The sequence below is a fragment of the Polyangiaceae bacterium genome (assembly GCA_015075635.1).
Taxonomy (GTDB): domain Bacteria; phylum Myxococcota_A; class Polyangia; order Polyangiales; family Polyangiaceae; genus JADJKB01.
Map to the genome: position 1 here is coordinate 2,906,469 of JABTUA010000002.1, position 16,403 is coordinate 2,922,871.

Annotated in this window: 14 protein-coding genes; 13 read left to right on the plus strand and 1 reads right to left on the minus strand. The window is 69.9% G+C overall.

Annotation, left to right across the window (positions count from 1 at the left end; translation table 11 throughout):
• Positions 1-29: 29 nt before the first annotated feature.
• The 10 genes from HS104_29115 (at position 30) to HS104_29160 (ending at position 12,549) form a co-directional block, all read left to right on the plus strand.
• A complete protein-coding gene (locus HS104_29115; GenBank protein ID MBE7484015.1) occupies positions 30-1,127 on the plus strand; it encodes a J domain-containing protein in 1,098 nt (365 codons plus the stop codon).
• Positions 1,124-1,630 carry a hypothetical protein gene (locus HS104_29120; GenBank protein ID MBE7484016.1) on the plus strand — a complete coding sequence of 169 codons (507 nt, stop codon included), beginning with the start codon at positions 1,124-1,126 and terminating at the stop codon, positions 1,628-1,630. Before HS104_29115 ends, HS104_29120 begins: the two co-directional genes overlap by 4 nt.
• Before the next feature lie 56 nt (positions 1,631-1,686).
• Complete coding sequence (locus HS104_29125; GenBank protein ID MBE7484017.1) at positions 1,687-4,818, plus strand: protein kinase; 3,132 nt, start codon at positions 1,687-1,689, stop codon at positions 4,816-4,818.
• On the plus strand, positions 4,815-6,239 hold the full coding sequence (locus HS104_29130; protein MBE7484018.1) for a hypothetical protein: 1,425 nt from the start codon (positions 4,815-4,817) through the stop codon (positions 6,237-6,239). The genes HS104_29125 and HS104_29130 overlap by 4 nt, the downstream gene beginning before the upstream one ends.
• A gap of 101 nt (positions 6,240-6,340) precedes the next feature.
• A complete protein-coding gene (locus HS104_29135) occupies positions 6,341-6,481 on the plus strand; it encodes a hypothetical protein (protein ID MBE7484019.1) in 141 nt (46 codons plus the stop codon).
• Positions 6,482-7,214: 733 nt separating this feature from the next.
• A complete protein-coding gene (locus tag HS104_29140) occupies positions 7,215-8,366 on the plus strand; it encodes an HNH endonuclease (protein MBE7484020.1) in 1,152 nt (383 codons plus the stop codon).
• Positions 8,367-8,602: 236 nt separating this feature from the next.
• Complete coding sequence (locus HS104_29145; protein MBE7484021.1) at positions 8,603-9,223, plus strand: hypothetical protein; 621 nt, start codon at positions 8,603-8,605, stop codon at positions 9,221-9,223.
• Between the two features lie 259 nt (positions 9,224-9,482).
• Positions 9,483-10,682 carry an ADP-forming succinate--CoA ligase subunit beta gene (sucC, locus tag HS104_29150; protein ID MBE7484022.1) on the plus strand — a complete coding sequence of 400 codons (1,200 nt, stop codon included), beginning with the start codon at positions 9,483-9,485 and terminating at the stop codon, positions 10,680-10,682.
• An 18-nt stretch (positions 10,683-10,700) separates the two neighbouring features.
• Positions 10,701-11,594: a succinate--CoA ligase subunit alpha gene (gene sucD, locus HS104_29155; protein ID MBE7484023.1), complete on the plus strand. Its 894-nt coding sequence runs from the start codon at positions 10,701-10,703 to the stop codon at positions 11,592-11,594.
• Between the two features lie 121 nt (positions 11,595-11,715).
• Positions 11,716-12,549 carry a hypothetical protein gene (locus HS104_29160; GenBank protein ID MBE7484024.1) on the plus strand — a complete coding sequence of 278 codons (834 nt, stop codon included), beginning with the start codon at positions 11,716-11,718 and terminating at the stop codon, positions 12,547-12,549.
• On the opposite strand, the gene HS104_29165 is transcribed toward HS104_29160, so the two are convergent.
• Positions 12,535-13,464, minus strand: coding sequence for a radical SAM protein (locus tag HS104_29165; GenBank protein ID MBE7484025.1), 930 nt, complete (start codon positions 13,462-13,464; stop codon positions 12,535-12,537). The two genes, HS104_29160 and HS104_29165, sit on opposite strands and share 15 nt — an antisense overlap.
• A gap of 32 nt (positions 13,465-13,496) precedes the next feature.
• On the opposite strand from HS104_29165, the gene hxsB reads away from it, so the two are divergent.
• The 3 genes from hxsB to HS104_29180 all read left to right on the plus strand — a co-directional run bounded on the left by hxsB (position 13,497) and on the right by HS104_29180 (position 16,364).
• Positions 13,497-14,996 carry a His-Xaa-Ser system radical SAM maturase HxsB gene (hxsB, locus tag HS104_29170; protein ID MBE7484026.1) on the plus strand — a complete coding sequence of 500 codons (1,500 nt, stop codon included), beginning with the start codon at positions 13,497-13,499 and terminating at the stop codon, positions 14,994-14,996.
• A gap of 125 nt (positions 14,997-15,121) precedes the next feature.
• Entirely contained in the window at positions 15,122-15,541 is a 420-nt protein-coding gene (gene ndk, locus HS104_29175) for a nucleoside-diphosphate kinase (GenBank protein ID MBE7484027.1), read from the plus strand.
• Between the two features lie 16 nt (positions 15,542-15,557).
• Entirely contained in the window at positions 15,558-16,364 is an 807-nt protein-coding gene (locus HS104_29180; GenBank protein ID MBE7484028.1) for a hypothetical protein, read from the plus strand.
• Positions 16,365-16,403 lie beyond the last annotated feature (39 nt).

Sequence of the window (16,403 nt, forward strand, 5' to 3'; positions counted from 1 at the left end):
TCGGGCCAGAAAGGTCTAAGCTCGGGGCGATGGCCGCCGCCCGCCGCGACTACTACGAGGTCCTCGGCGTCCCCCGCGACGCGGACCCGAAGTCGGTGAAGGATGCCTTCCGCGAGCTCGCCAAGAAGTACCACCCCGATCGCAACAAGGCGCCGGACGCCGAGAGCCGGTTCAAGGAAATCGCAGAGGCCTACGCGGTGCTCTCGGACCCCGACAAGCGACGGCAGTACGACGCCGGGGGCTTCGTCGCGACCGACGGCTTCTCGCAGGACGATCTCTACGGCGGGCTCGATTTCGACGACATCCTGGGCGGGCTCGGGCTGGGCTTCGGCGGGCCGAGCTTCTTCGACGGCCTGTTCGGCCGGCGGCGGCGCGCGGCCGGCCCGCCGCGCGGATCCGACGTGGAGGTCGTGGTCCCCATCTCGCTCCGGCGCGTGCTCGAGGGTGGCATGGAGCCCGTGCGCTTTCGCCGCGCGAAGCCCTGCACCGCGTGCAACGGCGGCGGCGCCAAGCCCGGCACGGCGCCGGAGAAGTGCGCGGCCTGCCAGGGCAGCGGCAAGAAGACGCTCAGCGGCAAGCGCGGGAACACCCTGTTCCAGAGCATCACCGTGTGCGACGTCTGCCACGGTCGCGGGCGGCACATCCGAGAGCCCTGCGAGAGCTGCGGCGGCACGGGTCAGGTGCTCGCGCTCGAAGAGGTGAAGGTGCGCATTCCAACCGGCGCACCCGACGGGCTCGTGCTGCGCGTCGCTGGTCACGGCATGGCCGCGCCCGCCCAAGGCGGCGTTGCCGGCGATCTCCTGGTCGTCCTGCGAAGCGAGCCCGATCCCCGCTTCGAGCGGCGTGGCAGCGACCTGTTCCGCGTGGAGACGCTGTCCGTGGCCGACGCCGCGCTCGGGACCACCCTCGACGTCGAGACCCTCGACGGCCAGGTGAAGGTGGCGGTGCCCGCGGGAGCGCAGCAGGACACCCTGCTGCGCGTCCACGGCAAGGGCCTGCCGGAGCTGGGCGGCGAGGAGCGCGGAGACCTGTACCTGGTGCTGCGCGTCGAAGTACCGAAGCAGCTCTCCACGGAGCAAAGACGCCTGTTCGAGGAGCTACGCAAGCTGGAGAAGCGCGGCTCGTGACGCGAGGCAAGCAGCTCCTGATCGCGGGCGTGCTGCTCGTCGGCTTCGCCTCGATCTTCGTACGACCCGCGAGCGAGGAGAGGGCGGCACGAGCGGCGTTCGAGCGTCTGGTCGCGACGCTGGCCGACAAGCCTGGCGAAGCGCCGGTCGCGCGCGAAGCGCGGTTGCGTCGCGAGCTCGCGAGCCTGGTGGATTCGGACGTGCATGTCACCCTCCCTGGCGGGGAGTCGCTCCAGGGACGCGATGCGTTCATCACGAAGGCGCTGGAGCTCGGGCGAGGTCGGCGCCCGGTGATCAGCCTCCAAGAGGTCCGCACCGGTCGACCTGGCAGAGGGCTGGTGCGCGTGGCGTTCGAGGTCCTCGTGTCGGACTCGCAAGCCGGTGACCTGCACGCCGCGCCGCGCGCTGGCGAGGCCGAGATGGCGAAAAGTGACCAAGGCTTTCGCCTGCACTGGCTCGAGGTCGGTGACGAGGCCCGCGCAGAGCCCGAACCCAGACCGTGAGCGCTTGCCCGCCTGGTGCTGCGGTCCTACCTTGAAGGTCCCGTCAGGCGCGCGAAATGGACGACGAAGACCTCTTCGAAGCCGAGTGCCGGAAGCGCGTCGGGACCGGGATCGGGGGCAAGTGGCACCTGGACCGCCTGCTCGGCGTCGGCGGCATGGCCGCGGTCTACGGCGCCACCCACCGCAACGGGCGCACCGCGGCGCTGAAGCTCTTGCACGAGAAGTACGCGCAGATCCCCCAGGTGCGCCAGCGCTTCCTGCGCGAGGCGTACATCGCCAACAAGATCAACCACCCGGGCGTGGTGCGCGTGGACGACGACGACGTCACGCCGACCGGCCAGCCTTTTCTGGTCATGGAGCTGCTCGACGGCGAGTCGCTGGAGCGCGTGCAGACCCGCTACGGCGGCAAGGTTCCCCCCGCGGAGGTGATGCGCCTGCTCGAGCGGGTGCTCGACGTGATGGAGGAGGCGCACGCCGCCGGCATCGTGCACCGCGACCTCAAGCCGGAGAACTTGTTCCTGACCCGCGACGGACAGGTCAAGGTCCTCGACTTCGGTATCGCACGGCTGCTCGAGGCCACCGAAGGACAGAGTCGCACCCGCACGGGGTTGGTGATGGGGACTCCGGCGTTCATGGCGCCGGAGCAGGCGCTCGGCCGCTGGTCGAAGGTGGACGCGCGTACCGACCTCTGGGCCATCGGCGCCATCGCCTTCACGATGATCACCGGTCGCATGGTCCACGACGCGCCGAGCGGTAACGAGACGTTGGTGCTCGCCGCGTCCAAGCCGGCGCCGTCGCTGGCGCGCTTCTCGGACGCCCCGCTCGCGGTGGTGCGCTGCGTGGATCGCGCGCTCGCCTACGATCAGGCCAAGCGCTTCGACGACGCCGCCAGCATGCACGGCGACGTGCTCAGGGTCCTGGCGGAGCTCACTCGGGCCGCCCCGGCCCCGCCCACTCGGGGCTCGGCACCGCCCGTTTCCCAGCCCTCATCGCCCCGGGCCGAGCACGTCTCGCGCCCGCCCGAGCGCGTTTCGCTCCCCGGCGGACACGTCTCGCTGCCGCGCGTCACCCGACCGCCGGCCACGGCGCGCGCCGGGAGCTCCGCCCCGCCGGTCACGGCCCGCGCTCGGAGCTCCGCCCCGCCGGCCCACATTCCCTCCCTCGACCTCTCGATCGAGCGCCCGAGCGCGGCTCCCGTACGCGCTGCGCCGGAAGCGGAGACTTTGTACGACCCCGCCCGGGACGAGCGCGAGCGCCGCGCCGAGGACGCGCTCGAGGCGTTCGACGAGCGCTTCACCGGAAGCGGCGACGCCGCCGCGCTCGCCGAGGCGTTCCGTCAGCTCGAGAACGCGCTCTTCACGCGCCAGCAGTACGGCGCTGCCCACCCGGAGACTGCCCGCCACTTCGAGCGTGCCTTCAAGGCCTGCGAGAAGGCCCTGGCCCAGAGCGACGAGGCGCTGGTCTGGCGGGTCACCCCCTACGCCTTCACCCTGGGCGAGAGCGTGGTGTGGGAGCCCCGCGCGCCGTTCGACCGCATCCCCTACCAGCTCTTCGCCGATGGCGTGCGATTGATCGGGCTGCTCTCCGGCGTGCGGCAAGACGAGATCACCGAGCTCTTGCGGGTCATCACCCTGGACCGCGTGCGTGACGTGTCGCCCGACGACGACTTCGTGACGCTGCTCTGGGACGCCAACTTCGAGCACGTCGTCTACCGAGCCATCGACACCTTCAGCGAAGGCGAACAGGCGAGCCGCGCCGCCTTCGAGAAGGCGGCCGGAGAGATCACCGCGCTGGCCAACTTCGACACCAGCTTCCAGCTCGAGGAGTGCTGGCAGGACGCGCAGAAAGGCGCGGGGGTCGAGTCCGCGGCGGGGCGAGAAGCGCGGCTGAAGCAGCTGCTCTCGCTCGGCGCCACCCGAGATCGAGAAGCGCTGGTCCAGGCCGAGTCCTTCCAGCTGCGCGACCTCGGGCCAGACACCGGCAGCGCCGGCGCCGTCGACATCGACGCGACGACGCTCGAGGTCGTGCGCGCCCGGCTCGCGGACACGGCCGGTGTCGACGAGCGCTTCGTGAAGGTGCTGGCCGAGGCCTTCCGCGCTGGCCGGCGCCTGAACGCCGCGGGGGCCATCACGGTTCCGCTGCGCGCGACGCTGGATGGGCTCGCGGAGTCCGCGCCGGCCGCGGCCGCGCGCTTCGTGACCTCGCTCTTCGCTTGCTTCGATGACCGAGAGGCTCCGGGCGAAGGCGCGGAGCTCAGGGGTGCCCTGGCCCGCGGGGTCATCTCCGAGCGCGCCCTGCGCGCGCTGCTCGCCACGGCGACGGACCCGGACCCGAGCCCCGCCAGCCTCCAGCTGCTCCGGGAAATCCTCGACGTCTCCGGCAACGCCTTCGTTCCCGTCGTGCTCGAGACGTTCCTCCAAGGCAAAGCGGGAACCCTCGGGGGCGCCCTCTCGGACTACCTCGCGCGCAACGCGGAGGGCCACGAAGAGCACATCGCGACGGCCTTCGCAGGGGTCGATCTGGACACCGGCCTCGCGCTGGTGCGGGTCCTCGGGCGCCTGGGCACGCCGGCGGCGCGGGCAGCGGTGCTCCGGGCCGCGGAGAGCCCCCACGCCGTCGTGCGCATCGAGGCCTTGGCCCACCTGGACGGTGCCGGCGAGCGCCTGCGCCTCGAGCTTCGCACGCTGATCGAAGATCCGGTTCCCGAGGTCCGGGTCTCCGCGCTCCGCGCGATTCGCGAGCGACAGATCAAGGCGGCCGGGCCCGCGCTGGCCATGCGCGCGAAGTCCGCGGTCTTCGACAAGCTCTCCGTGGACGAGCGCCGTCAGATCTTGAGCACGCTCGCGACCCTGGCTCCCGCACGCGCCGAGGAGCTGTGCACGGAGCTGCTCGGCGACTCGCGCTTGCTCACGATTTCTGCCCACGAAGAGAGCCGAGCCCTGGCCGCCGAGGTGCTGGGACAGATCGCGTCGACCCGGGAGTCGCTGGAGGCGCTCGATGACGCGAGCACCGGGCGCTTTCGCTACAGCGAACGAGTGCGGACCTCGGCGGTCTTCGCCAAGGAGCAGGCCGTGCTCCGTCTCTCGCAACAGCCGCCCGCACCCGTGCTGACGTCGCGCCCGGCGCCTCCGCACAGCGTGCACCCGGAAAGCCCGCTCGACGCCTCCACCCCGAAGAGGCGTTCATGACTCAGAGCCTTCTGCCCAACCTCGCGTCCAACGCGCTTGCGGAGCAGATCCAGGACCGCGGCGCCGACGTGACCACCGCGATCTTCCGTCTCGCCAAGAACGCGCTGGTGCATTCCATGGACAACGACGCGGCCGTCGAGGCCGCGTCGCGCGCGCTGGAGGTTCTGCAGTCGTTCACGCGGGAGCTGGGCAGCGCCGCCACGATCACCTTCGCGGACGACACGATCTTCGTCTGCGGACAGCTGCTCCGGGCCTCCCGCGGCGTCTACGAGTCGGCCAGCGAGCTCGGCAGGACGCTGGCGCGCGCCGGAGTGTCCGAGGTCGCCTTCGAGCCCGGGCTGACGCGGGAAGGGCTGCGTGAGTTCGGGCAGGCGCTGGCGACGGCGCTGCGCGCTCCCGACCAGCGAGACGCGCTGCTCCAGGCGAAGATCCCGAGCGTCAGCCTGCGCGCGGCGGAGCCGACCCTGCTCTCGCGCCAGCGCGAGGACGAAGGCGCGCCGACCGAGCGCGCCGTGCGCTTCTACGCCACGGCGCTGGTGGTAATGCGGCGGTTCTACGAGGACCTCGCGGCAGGCCGCCGGCTGGTCCCCCACCGGGTGAAGCGCCTGGCCCAGCGCCTGGTCGTGCTGACGGAGGAGAGGAACCCTGCGCTGCTCGGCATCGCGGCGCTGGCCGCCGCGCACCGCGACGACGCCGCCCGCGCCGTCCAGTCGGCGATCTTGGCGGTGCTCTTGGCGCGGGAGATCACGCCGGAGCGCCAGCCAATGGTCCGGCTCGCGATGAGCGCTCTTCTGGCCGACGCCGGCCGCATTCGCCTGTCCGCCGGCTCGTCGAGCCCCCTCGGCGGCCTGTCCGACGAAGAAGAGAGCTGGGTCCCGGCCGTCACGGCGCTCTTCTGCATCGCGACCGGCGGCGTCAACCCCCACAGCGCCGAGCGCACCGTGACCGTCTTCGAGACGACCTGGCTCGAGCGCAGCGCCGTGCTCGGCCCGTGCCGGATCGACGAGACCCCGCTCACCCAATCCGAGCTCCTGGCCTTCGTGCGCAAGCTGGTCGATCACATCGCGCCGTGCGACGCACGTCCTGCGCTCTCACCCGCCGAGGCGGTGGACGCAATGGCCGCGGATCCGAGCGCGAGCCGCTTCCTGGTGCGCCTCCTGATCCGCACGCTCGGGATGGTCCCGGCCGGCAGCGTCGTGGAGCTGGACAGCGGCGAGTGGGCCGTGGTCATCGCGACCTCGGCGCGGGCGACCGGCGCCCCGGTGCTGCGCGTGGTGACCGATGCCAAGGGTACGCCGCTCTCGCACCCCACTACGCTGGATCTGGGCGCAACGATCGCCGGCCGGAACGCGCCGGCGATCCGGCGCGTGCTCTCGGCGTCGGAGGCCCGCTTCAACGTGACTCGGGCGTTCTTGCACTGAGCGCGCAGTCCCGCTCGGTAGTCCTGCGCATCAAGTCACGTCGCGGAGCCAAGAAGGCGATTCTGGCGGTTGCCGCCTCAATCCTGCAGGCGGTCTACTTCATGCTCCGCGACGGCGTCGAATACCACGACCTGGGCTCCGACCACTTCGACCGCCGCGACAAGACCAAGGCGATCGGCCGCCTGGTCCGCCGCCTCGGCGACCTCGGCTGCAAGGTCGAGATCCAGATGATCGCCGGCTGACGGGTTGGTTTCCTAGTAGTAGTCGGGCCGGACAGAGGTCGAGAAGCGACGCGTTCTCGAAGAGTTGAGGACGGTCACGGGTACGGCGCGCGACCAGGCGCAAATTCGCACTCGAGGTCAGGACGGGCCGGCGCTGGAGCGGAGGGCGTGGCCATTCGGGGGCGCTGGTGAAGCACTGGCGGCGTCGGCGAAGTGGGCGCACGACGCAGAGCTCGATGACCGCGAGTGCGGCACTGCGTGCAGCTGCCTGGAGGGAGCGCCATCGGACTCGAGCTCGACGCGCAGCTTCCGGACCCACGGCGCTGCCGCTGACAAAGACCACCAAGGGCATCCCGTGCACGCCCGTTTGTTTGCGGGCGTGCGAGCAGCGTTTCAGCGTACGGTGACCTGAAGGAAAGAGCATCGAGACGTCGATTTCTCTTGACGCATTCTCGAGCGACGCGCGTTCGCGTTCGACGACCACGCGGGTGAGGGCCTCTCGCTCGCGCGTGGTGACGCGCTCGTGCGCGTTCGTGCGCGCGACGACGCGCGACGCGTTCAGATGCCCGAAACGCGCTCAGCGTGTCAGCAGCGAGCTCGAAAAATCGCGTGATATGCCAGAAAGCATGAACGCTCTCTCTTCGGTCTCCGACCACGAGCTCCGCGAGCGACTTTCGGCCGCCGTGAGCTCGGAGCGGTCGGCGTGCGCCAACGTCATCTTCCACCTGGCAGAGCTCGACCGCCGCAGGCTGTGTTGTTCCCGTTCCACGCCACACCACCGACAGCGATTCCGCGACTGCGGCAGACCGGAAGCGAGTTCCTCCGGCTCGGCCGGACTGTCTATTTCGATGCGTGTTCCTCCCTCTTCGCCTACTGCACCGAGCGCCTCGGCTATTCCGAGGACAGCGCGACCAAGCGTGTGCGTGTGGCCCGCCTGGCCCAGCAGTTCCCCCAGGTGCTCGATGACCTCGCCAGCGGCGAGCTCCACCTGACGGGGCTGTTCCTGCTCTCCGGCCACCTGACGGACGACAACGCCGAGCAGCTCCTCGCCGAGGCGCGAGGGAAGTCCAAGCGACAGCTCGAGGAGCTGCTCGCCCGCTGGTTCCCGCGGCCGGCCGTGCCGCCGACCATCACCCCGGTCACGCCCGAGCCGGTACAAGGGCAGTTGTCCACATGGTCCGGGGCAGGTACCCCGGCCCCGCCGGCCCAGGCGCCTCGCCCTCGCGTCGAGCCGCTCTCGCCGGAGAGCGTTCGCGTGGAATTCAGCGCCCACGCTGCGTTCCGCGACAAGCTCGAGCAGGCCCGGGCGCTGCTCAGCCACACGGTGCCCAGCGGCGACCTCGCGACGATCCTCGAGCGCGCGCTGGACCTGCTCATCGAGCGGGAGACGAAGCGCCGCGCCGGCGCGGGCAAGCCCCGCAAGCGCCGCGAGACGAAGCCGGGCTCGCGGCACGTTCCGGTGGAAGTCCAGCGAGCGGTCAGGGAGCGGGACGGCGACCAGTGCACCTTCACCGACGCCGAAGGGCGGCGGTGTTCGGCGACGCGCTTCTTGACCATCGAGCACATCGACCCGTTCGCGAAGGGCGGGCCCACGACGGTGGACAACTGCTGCTTGCTTTGCAGACCTCACAACGCCCACCGAGCGCGCCAGGTCTTCGGTGAGGACCACATCCAGAACGAGATCTCGGAGGCGCGAGCGAGGCGAAGACAGAGCACGCCACCGGCGCCACCAGCGCCGACGCCCGCGCCCGAGGGCGGCGTGTCCGAAAAGGTGCTCGGAGCGCTGGTTCGGATGGGGTTCAAGCGAGCGGACGCGCGGCGAGCCGTCGAGCAAGCGCGCCTCTGCGAGGTGGAGCCGCTGCTCGAGCCGATGCTTCGCGCGACGCTCGCCATTCTCACACCGTGAGACGGTTCGGGCACACCCCACGTCGAATGGGGTGTGCACGGATTGCCCTTGGTGGTCATTGTCAGCGGCAGCGCCGTGGGCACGCATGCGGACGAAGGAAAGGAGCTCATCTGTGCCTCGAACAGGTCGCACTCAACGCAGAGTCATCGGCATGCTCGTCAAACGCTTCGGCGACGCGCGCCTCGACGAGGTCCGCGACCCGCGCAACCCACGCGGGCGTCGCTGGCGCTCGGGCGGTGCGCGACCTCGGACTTCACTACCTGTTTGCCGTCAAGAGCACCCAACCCTCCCTCCACACCGAGGCCGTGCGCTGGATGGGTGGCCTGGAGCCTGACCAGGCCGCCGCCACCAGCACGGATCTCGACCACAGTCGCTCCGTCGTGCGGCGCATCTACCTCGGTGAAGCCCTTGCCGCGCCGGAAGGTTGGGAGCATCTCAGGACCGTGCTCCGCGTCGAGGTCGAGACCCTCGACTCCAATGGCGTCCGGGTCGCGAACGACAACCGCTACTTCGTCTCCAGCTTGCCACGCTCTCGTCTCACCGATGCCGAGTGGCTGCTCGTCGTACGGCGCCACTGGGGCGTCGAGACTGCCCATCAGCTTCTCGATGGCGCCTTCGCCGAGGACCATCATCCGTGGATCGAACAGAACCCGCGAGCCACGGTCGTCGTGATGGTGCTGCGGCGCATCGCATACACGCTGCTCGCGCTCTGGCGCGGGGTGACTTTGCGCAGCGACGAACAGCGTAGGCGGCCCTGGCGCGACCTGATGCGCGACATCTGGCTCTGCACAGTCAAGGCCACCGCAGAGACCCCTCGAAACTCGAGTGACCGCCGGCTCCCGCCGGCGCCTGCGTGACCCGTGCCGAGGCCTTCGCGCCGACCTGCTCTTTGACAGACTCCGCGTCGATCACCGCCCTCGGGCTCCTGCCCCCGTAGAGGCTCGATGGCACTTGCTCCTGTGCGGCCCAGTACCTCTCCACCGCCCCGTCCCCGGGTCACCACTTCCCCGCCGGTGGTGGCGACCCAGCTCGACTCGCGGAGAACCGATCGAGACTGACTGAGCGCGCCGGGCCCTTGCGGCCGACGGGTCGCCGATCTACGCGCTCGGGCCTGTCATGAAGATCCACGAGTACCAGGGCAAGCAGATCTTCGCGAAGTACGGCATTCCGGTGCCCAAGGGCTACCCCGCCTTCAGCACCGAGGAGGCCGAGAGCGCCGCGAAGCGACTCATCGACGAGACCGGCATCCCGGTCGTGGTCGTCAAAGCGCAGATCCACGCGGGCGGACGCGGCAAGGGCGGCGGCGTGAAGGTCGTCAAGGACGGCCCGAAGAAGGCCCGCGAGGTCGCGGACGCGCTGCTCGGCATGCAGCTCGTGACGCACCAGACCGGCCCCGGCGGGCAGAAGGTGCGCCGGCTCTACATCGAGCAGGGCATGGCCATCGCGCGCGAGCTCTACCTCGGCATGGTCGTCGACCGCGAGAAGAAGCGCATCGCCATCATGGCCAGCACCGAGGGCGGCGTCGAGATCGAGAAGGTCGCGGCGGAGACCCCGGAGAAGATCCTGACCGAGCACATCGACCCCGCGCTCGGGCTCGGCGGCTGGCAGGCGCGCAAGCTGGCCTATGGCCTGAACATCGCCAAGGGCAGCCCGAAGCCGAAGGAGACCGTCAAGCAGTTCGCCGACATCGTCACCAAGCTGGGCCGCCTGTTCGAGAAGGAAGACTGCTCGCTACTCGAGATCAATCCGCTGGTGGTGCTCGAAAGCGGGGACGTCCTCGCCCTCGACTCGAAGATCAACTTCGACTCCAACGCCGAGGGTCGGCACCCCGAGTGGAAGGAGCTCGAGGACAAGGACGAAGAGGACGCGGTCGAGCTCGAGGCCAAGGAGGCCGGCCTCTCCTACATCAACTTGGACGGCGACATCGGCTGCCTGGTCAATGGCGCGGGCCTGGCCATGTCCACCATGGACATCATCAAGCACTTCGGCGGCGAGCCCGCGAACTTCCTGGACGTCGGCGGCGGCGCCACGAAGGAGCAGGTCACCAAGGCCTTCAAGATCATCCTGCACAGCGACGAGGTGAAGGGCATCTTCGTCAACATCTTCGGCGGCATCATGAAGTGCGACGTCATCGCCGAAGGCGTGGTGGCGGCGGCCAAGGAGATCGGCCTGTCGGTCCCCTGCGTGGTGCGCCTGGAGGGCACCAACGTGGACCTCGGCAAGAAGATCCTGAGCGAGAGCGGGCTGAAGATCGTCCCGGCCGGCACCATGGCGGATGGTGCGCAGAAGATCGTGGGCCTGGTCCGCGGCGCCTGAACGAAAGAACCACGAACCATGTCGATCCTCGTCAACAAGAACACCCGCGTCGTCGTCCAGGGCATCACCGGCTCCGCCGGCTCCTTCCACGCCAAGCAGTGCGTCGCCTACGGCACGCAGATCGTCGCCGGCTGCACCCCCGGTCGCGGCGGAGAGACCTTCGTGGCCGAGGGCCCGGACGGCAAGAAGATCGAGATCCCGGTCTTCGACACCATGGCGGACGCCGTCAAGCAGACCGGCGCGGACACCTCCTGCGTGTTCGTGCCCCCGCTCGGCGCGGCGGACTCCATCCTCGAGGCCGCGGACGCCGGCTGCCGCCTGATCATCGCCATCACCGAGGGAATCCCGGTCATGGACATGATTCGCGCGCGCCGCGTGCTCGAGGGCAAGAACGTGCGCCTGGTCGGCCCGAACTGCCCGGGAGTCATCACCCCCGGCGAGTGCAAGATTGGCATCATGCCCGGCCACATCCACAAGCCCGGGAAGATCGGCGTGGTCAGCCGCTCCGGCACGCTCACCTACGAGGCCGTGGGCCAGCTCACCGCGCTCGGCATCGGGCAGAGCACCTGCATCGGCATCGGCGGCGATCCCGTGAACGGCACGGACTTCATCGACGTCCTCAAGCTGTTCAACGAGGACCCGAACACCGAGGGTGTGATCATGATCGGCGAGATCGGCGGCAACGCCGAGGAGCGCGCCGCCGACTACATCAAGGCGCACTTCAAGAAGCCGGTGGCGGGCTTCATCGCCGGCACCACCGCGCCGCCCGGCAAGCGCATGGGCCATGCCGGCGCCATCATCAGCGGCGGCAAGGGCACGGCCAAGGACAAGATCGCTGCGCTGACCGCCGCCGGCGTGAAGGTGGCCCCGACGCCCAGCGACATGGGCGTGACGCTCCAGAGCATGCTCTGACTCGAGTCTCACCCCCACCACGACTTGACCTGCGTCAACCCGTAGCCGGCAGCGTTTGCGCTGCCGGCTGACTCGAGGACCCTGACTCGCGCCACCCGACGTGGCACGCTTGAGGTCGTCGATGCGCATCCCGACCGTTGCGCTCTTGGTGGTGCTGGGGCTCCCGCCGTGCGGCAACCCGGACCCGTCCGGTGCCACGACGGGACTGCTCTCGGTCGCCAACGACTCCAACGTGGACGTGTCGTTCGAGTTCACGGCCGGAGGAAAGCGCTTGCCGGGCTGCTTCTGGGTGCTCCGTGGTCGCAGCACGACGTTCGAGCTGCCGCGGGGCCACCTGACCTGGTCGTATTCCATCGGCGGCGCGCAGTTCTCCGGTGGCGCCGACCTCTCCGCGGGCTTCCCCAAGATGCTGCGCTGCGCGACGGCGCAAGCGCGCCTGGGCGGCGACGTCCCGAAGTGCGAGCCGGCGACCCCAGCGTCGACACCGCCGCCGAAGGACTCCCAGGCGATGCTGGTCGGCGCGACGCTCGGCTTCCTGGCGGAGCTGAGCCAGAAGCTCGCGCGCGGGGAAGAGAACGCGGTGGCGGAGCTCATCGAGCCGCCCTTCACCGTGGAGTGGACCGGTGAGGTACCCGGCACCAGGAGGGTCAAGAGCGCCAGGCACCTGCTCGAGGTTCGCTCCGAGCTCGCGCTGGACCCCGAGGCTCTCGCAGCCGCCAAGGCGCGCGGCGCCGACGCCCGCAGCGGCGAAGACGACTGCGGCAAGGACGCGGTCGACTGGTCCAAGGGCGAGCCGGCGCTCAGCTGCGACGGCCGGACGGTGAGCGTCGCGCTGCGCCCATCCGCTGCGTGCGGGCAGTTCGGCCACGTGGACACCTGGAAGCTCGAGAGCTCCGGAGATCGCTGGCGGCTCGTCGGCAAGGGAGTGAAGACGCCCGGCTCACCGGCTCGGTGAGCCCGCGCCGCTTCGCGGCGCGTCGAACGGCAGCATCTCGCTCCAGCCGTAGCGCTCCGGGTACTCGCGCCAGGGGCCTTCGCAGCGTTCGCGCGCGGAGCAAGCCTGGCACGGCGGCCCCTGCACCTTGCCCTCGCGCACCCGCCACTCCGAGTAGTCGAGCCGGCCGTCGAGGTCGCTCACCGTGGTGAGCGGGATGGTCGCCTCGACCGCCAGCTCCTGCATGCCACGCAAGAAGCACAGCGGGACCGCCTCGGTGCAGAGGCGGAGGCCACGCTCCCTCGCGACCCGTTCGGCGCGGCGGAGGGGCTCCACGAGCTCCGACAAACGCGGCACGATCTCGTCGAAGCGCTCGAGCGCCGTGCCCACCGGGTGCACGAAGGCGAGCTGCGCGTTCCTCACGCCAAGGCCCGCGAGGTAGGCGACGAGCTCGTCGAGCAGCTCGACGTTGCGCCTGGTGATCACGCTGTTGGTGACCACCGGCAGACCGGCCTCGAGCGCATTGGCGATCCCACGCGTGGTCTCCGCGAAGCTCCCAGGCGCGCGGGTGAGCTCGTCGTGAACCGCGGCGCTCGCCCCGTGCAAGGACGGAGAGATCTCGGTCACCCCCGCCTCGACCAGCGCCGCGAGCACGTCTCGGTAGGCGAGCAGGCGCCCGTTGGTCTGGAGCTGCACGCTGGAGAAGCCCAGCGCCCGAGCGGCCCGCACCAGCGGCAAGAGCTTCTTGTAGAGCGTGGGCTCGCCACCGGTCAGGACGACCCCTGTGGCGTCCGGCCGCGCCGCCCGGAGCTCCGAGAGCAAGAGCGCCGGCGGCCGGGCAGCGCACTCCGTTCGCTTCTCGCCCTGGGCACAGAATAGACAGCGGTTGTTGCAGGCGAAGCCGAGCTTGAGGTCCAGGCGTCGCGCGACTTCCACGCGACGAGGTTAGCACGCTACGCTTGGCTCACATGCGCCTACTCGAGCTGGGTGTGAGACCGAGGCGACCCGGCAAGCTGGTGCCCGTGCGCCACCGCAAGGTCGGCGGCGCGGTGCTGCTGGCCTCGCACTTCGGCGACTGGGTGTTCGTCAGCGAGGCCGAGCACGCGGAGCTCATGGCCGGCAAGCTCGAGGAGGGTTCCGAGCTCGAGGCGCGCCTGCGCTCGCGGAACCTGCTCGCGGACTCGCTCGACACCGTCGCGCTCGCCGAGCGCATGCGCAGGAAGAAGTCGTTCCTGCGCTACGGCCCGAACCTGCACGTGCTGGTGGTCACGCTGCGCTGCAACGAGACCTGCGTGTACTGCCACGCCAGCCGCGCCGCCATGGACCGCGTGGACACCGACATGTCGCGGGAGACCGCCGAGAAGTGCGTGGACCTGGCGCTCCGCTCCACCGCCCCGCGCATCACCCTGGAGTTCCAGGGCGGCGAGCCCCTCGCCAACTTCCCCGTAGTGCAGCACGCCATCGAGTACGCTCTGGCCAAGAACCGCGCCTACGGCAAGGAGCTCGAGTTCACCATGGTGAGCAACCTGTCGCTCTTGAACGACGAGCGGCTCGACTACCTGGTGAAGAACAAGGTGCAGATCTGCACCAGCATCGACGGGCCGCCGACGCTGCACGACAAACAGCGCGTGCTGGCCGGCGGCAGCGCTTTTCAGCAAGCATCGGGCTGGATCCGCGCCATCAACCAGCGCTACGCGGACATCGGGCTCGACCCGACGCTGTACCATGTGGAGGCGCTGATCACCGTCACTCGGGCGGCCCTGGACTACCCTCGCGAGGTCGTCGACACCTACCTCGAGCTCGGCTGCCGCGCGCTGTTCCTGCGCCCGCTCGATCCCTTCGGCTTCGCCAGCGAGACGGGCCACAAGATCGAGTACGCGCGGCGGAGCTACCTCGACTTCTATCGAGAGGCCGTGGACTACATGTTGGAGAAGAACGCGGCAGGCGCGGAGATCTTGGAGCGGTACGCGGCCATCTTCCTGACGAAGATCCTGACCGGCGACGACCCCAACTTCCTGGACATCCGCTCGCCGTGCGGGGCGGGCATCGGACAGCTCGCCTACAACTACGACGGCAGCCTCTTCACTTGCGACGAGGGCCGCATGCTGCACGAGATGGGGGACGATCTGTTCCTGCTCGGCAAGGCCGGCGAGACCAAGTACCGCGAGATCATGACCCACGACACCGTGCGGGCGATGATCGCCGCTTCGAACCTGGACGCTCAGCCGGACTGCGTGAGCTGCACCTACGCGGCCTACTGCGGCATCTGTCCGGTCCACAACTACGAGACGCAGGGCTCGCTCCACGGCCGCATGCGCGAGAGCGACTGGTGCGCCGTGCACAAGGGCATCCAAGACTACTTGTTCGACAAGCTCCGGCAGAACGACCCGGCGGTGGTGAAGACCCTGGAGCGCTGGACCACCGCCCGAGAGCGCTCGCACTTCCTCCAGCAGTGCGCGTCGAGCTGAAATCCCTGGAAGATCCGCACTGTCCGGGTGGTCAGGGCGCAGATCTCTGTTGATCGGCAGCGCCCCATGCCGTAAGAGCCCCGCCCAAGCGGGCGGGATAACTCACAGAAATTCTCGGAGAAGCCATGGCGAGTCAGCGAACGCTCTGCATCATCAAGCCCGACGCGGTCGAGAAGCGCGTCCAAGGGCACATCCTCCAGCGCCTGCTCGACGAAGGCTTCAAGGTCGTCGCCATGCGGCAGGCCCACCTGACCCGTGCCCAGGCGGAGGGCTTCTACGCCGTCCACCGCGAGCGTCCCTTCTTCGACGAGCTCTGCACCTTCATGACCCGTGGCCCCGTGGTGCTGGTCGCCCTCGAGCGCGAGAACGCCGTCCAGCACTACCGCGACGTGATCGGCGCGACGGACCCGGCCAAGGCCGCGCCGGGTACCATCCGCAAGCTGTACGGCTCCAACGTCGGCGAGAACGCTTGCCACGGCTCCGACTCGGAAGAGAACGGGCTCAAGGAGTGCGCGTACTTCTTCCCTGGCCACTCCCTGCTCTGAGCCCCACGTTCCCGCCATGGAGCGCGGTAGACCCGAGGGAACGCCCGGCGAGCCGGCGCGGCTCGAGGCGGAGCGCGGCCATTTGCGCGACGCCCTCGGGAGCGTGCGGAACCTGGCCCAGATCCTGCACAGCGTGCGCGTCGGGCCGCGCTCCATCGAGAGCGTGCTGCCCGACGTGCGCGACTCGTGCGCCGCCATCGATTCCCACGCCAAGACGCTGCTCGACTCCGTCGCCGCTCGCCTGCCGGATGACGCAGCCCCCGACGAGCTCCTGGCCTGGATGCTCCCGCGCACGCGCGAGTTGGAGTGCGAGCTCGGCGCGGCGCTCGGCAAGCCCGTCAACGCGAAGGCACGGCTCCGACTCGAGCAAGTGGTGACGCGCGTCTCGCGGGAGCTCGAAGCCGGACGCGCCTTGGTGGACCTGCTGGACGAGGCGGTGCGCGGCGCTCGCGTGCAGCTCGATCTGGCCGAGCTGCTCCGACATGCCCATGTTTCCCGCGACGACGGCGATCGAATCGAGGTGCGCGTCGCCCCGGATCTGGTCGGCGAAGTCTCGCTGAACGCGCGAGTGTGCAGCCTGGTGCTCGGGGTCGGCGCGAGCTTGCTCCGCGAACGTGGAACCAGCGCGCCGCTGGTCCGGCTCGGCACGGGCCGGTCGCTGACCTTGGCAGCGGATGACGCCGCGGGTGAGGTGGTCTCGCTGCCGACGTTACCCCTCGTCGCTCCGACCCTCACGTGCGCCGAGACCGCTGCCCGCGCGTGTGGCGCGAGGCTCGACTGGGACTCGAGCGTGCCGCGCTTCACCTTGCACCTGCCCGCTTGAAGGATTTGGTTCTGCTCGCGGGCAAACCTTGCTAAACGT

What these genes read in the sequence shown, in the direction of transcription:
- HS104_29115 (MBE7484015.1), top strand. Translation starts at nt 30, where the DNA reads ATGGCCGCCGCCCGCCGCGACTACTACGAGGTCCTCGGCGTCCCCCGC.
- sucC (MBE7484022.1), top strand. Translation starts at nt 9,483, where the DNA reads ATGAAGATCCACGAGTACCAGGGCAAGCAGATCTTCGCGAAGTACGGC.
- HS104_29135 (MBE7484019.1), top strand. Translation starts at nt 6,341, where the DNA reads ATGCTCCGCGACGGCGTCGAATACCACGACCTGGGCTCCGACCACTTC.
- ndk (MBE7484027.1), top strand. Translation starts at nt 15,122, where the DNA reads ATGGCGAGTCAGCGAACGCTCTGCATCATCAAGCCCGACGCGGTCGAG.
- HS104_29180 (MBE7484028.1), top strand. Translation starts at nt 15,558, where the DNA reads ATGGAGCGCGGTAGACCCGAGGGAACGCCCGGCGAGCCGGCGCGGCTC.
- HS104_29160 (MBE7484024.1), top strand. Translation starts at nt 11,716, where the DNA reads ATGCGCATCCCGACCGTTGCGCTCTTGGTGGTGCTGGGGCTCCCGCCG.
- HS104_29125 (MBE7484017.1), top strand. Translation starts at nt 1,687, where the DNA reads ATGGACGACGAAGACCTCTTCGAAGCCGAGTGCCGGAAGCGCGTCGGG.
- hxsB (MBE7484026.1), top strand. Translation starts at nt 13,497, where the DNA reads ATGCGCCTACTCGAGCTGGGTGTGAGACCGAGGCGACCCGGCAAGCTG.
- HS104_29130 (MBE7484018.1), top strand. Translation starts at nt 4,815, where the DNA reads ATGACTCAGAGCCTTCTGCCCAACCTCGCGTCCAACGCGCTTGCGGAG.
- sucD (MBE7484023.1), top strand. Translation starts at nt 10,701, where the DNA reads ATGTCGATCCTCGTCAACAAGAACACCCGCGTCGTCGTCCAGGGCATC.